This window comes from Photobacterium lucens, from assembly GCF_009873615.1.
Classification (GTDB): Bacteria; Pseudomonadota; Gammaproteobacteria; order Enterobacterales; family Vibrionaceae; genus Photobacterium; species Photobacterium lucens.
On the sequence record NZ_SSMG01000024.1, the window covers coordinates 1 to 1439 of the forward strand.

The following is a 1439-nucleotide window of genomic DNA, read 5'->3' on the forward strand; positions in this document are numbered from 1 at the left end:
GGAAAAACTTCATAACTGTGAAATTGCTCTCACATCAATATTTAATACAAAGAAATGGCGAAATATGAGATGAATATTTCGCCATGATAGAGAGTTTTAATGAAGGGAGGCTAAAGACCTAATTCATCTAGTAAGTCTTGATCTGTTTGGCTAATAGCGTTGTTCTGCTTCTCAACTTGTTGGTAACGTGCTAATTGAGCTGATTCGAAAATGCTGTCAGTATCTTCTGTGTCTTGCTCAAACTCTTCAAGCTGAATGAACTCAGTTTTATCCATGGCAAGTTCTAAGTAGAAAATGTTGTTTTTCTCGGTGGTGAAGCTTACGCGTCTTGCTTGAGGGCGATCAAGATTGGTATCAACCGATAATAGGATCTGCTTATTTAACGCCAACATTTTTGGCTGGTTTTGAGTGATGGAAACTTTTAACTCACGACCAATTTTCCCTGTGAAATCACCGACCACCTGATTCATCAGCTCACCAAGAATATTCGCCACTTCATCGGATGTGTGGTGCAAGGCAAGTTCATCTTGTGGGATCCCCATGCGCAGCATGTATTCTTGATAAAGCTCCATTGCCGCTTGGCTAGTAAAGTTGGTGACGACTAAGCCAGTGAAGCCGCCATCGAATAAGACAAAACAACCAATATCGGGTTTTAGACTGGTCTTATTGATCTTCTGTACCATTGCGGAGTATGAGACTGTGGTATCTGTTGCTTTAGACATCACTTTTGATAGTGATTGGCACAGTTTCAATAGAATATCGTCAGTAGTAATGGTTTTTAACTTTCTCATTGTACATCCTGTTGTATCAAGAATATTGAAGGCAAGCAGCTAAACAGTTGCTTCAAATAAGGCGAGATAGGCCGATAAAATGATAAATATGCAAAATTATCGGCACGAAAAGAGATAACTTTAGCCTTTGTAATTGAAAGAATTTCAATAAGAGAGCGAGGTAGGTTAGTTGTTAATAATTAACTAAAGCGTTGTTGAAGATAGGCGATGATGTCGTTAGATTCATACATCCACTCAACACCGTCTTCTTTCTCAATGCGTAGGCAAGGTACTTTTCGCTTACCGCCTTGCTCGATAAGTTCTTGCTCCCACGGTGCTATTTTTGCGTCACGGGTTTCAAGTGGAAGGCTGAGTCTTTTTGCTTCTCGGCGTACTTTTACACAAAAAGGACAAGCATCAAATTGGTAAAGTTTTAGTTTTGCAACTGACTCATTTACAGCTTGCTGCTGTTCAGGCGTACGTTTAACACCTCGTGGTGAGAAAATGAAGTTCAGACCTAAAATGATGCGGCCTAGGATCCAGCGAATAACCTTCATAGATAGCAAACCTTACTTATAAAAATAATGATGAAAAATCTTTGTTATATATCCCCAATAGGGTTTATAGAATACCGTGAAATTAACAATATTTATAGTCATTGGTTATATG

General features: G+C 39.0%; 2 protein-coding genes. Both read right to left on the reverse strand.

Going from position 1 to position 1439, the window contains the following annotated elements:
* Nucleotides 1–110 precede the first annotated feature (110 nt).
* Nucleotides 111–791: a DUF3334 family protein gene (locus tag E5A76_RS02310; RefSeq protein WP_161117980.1), complete on the reverse strand. Its 681-nt coding sequence runs from the start codon at nt 789–791 to the stop codon at nt 111–113.
* A 179-nt stretch (nt 792–970) separates the two neighbouring features.
* Entirely contained in the window at nt 971–1327 is a 357-nt protein-coding gene (locus E5A76_RS02315; RefSeq protein ID WP_161117981.1) for a glutathione S-transferase N-terminal domain-containing protein, read from the reverse strand.
* Nucleotides 1328–1439 lie beyond the last annotated feature (112 nt).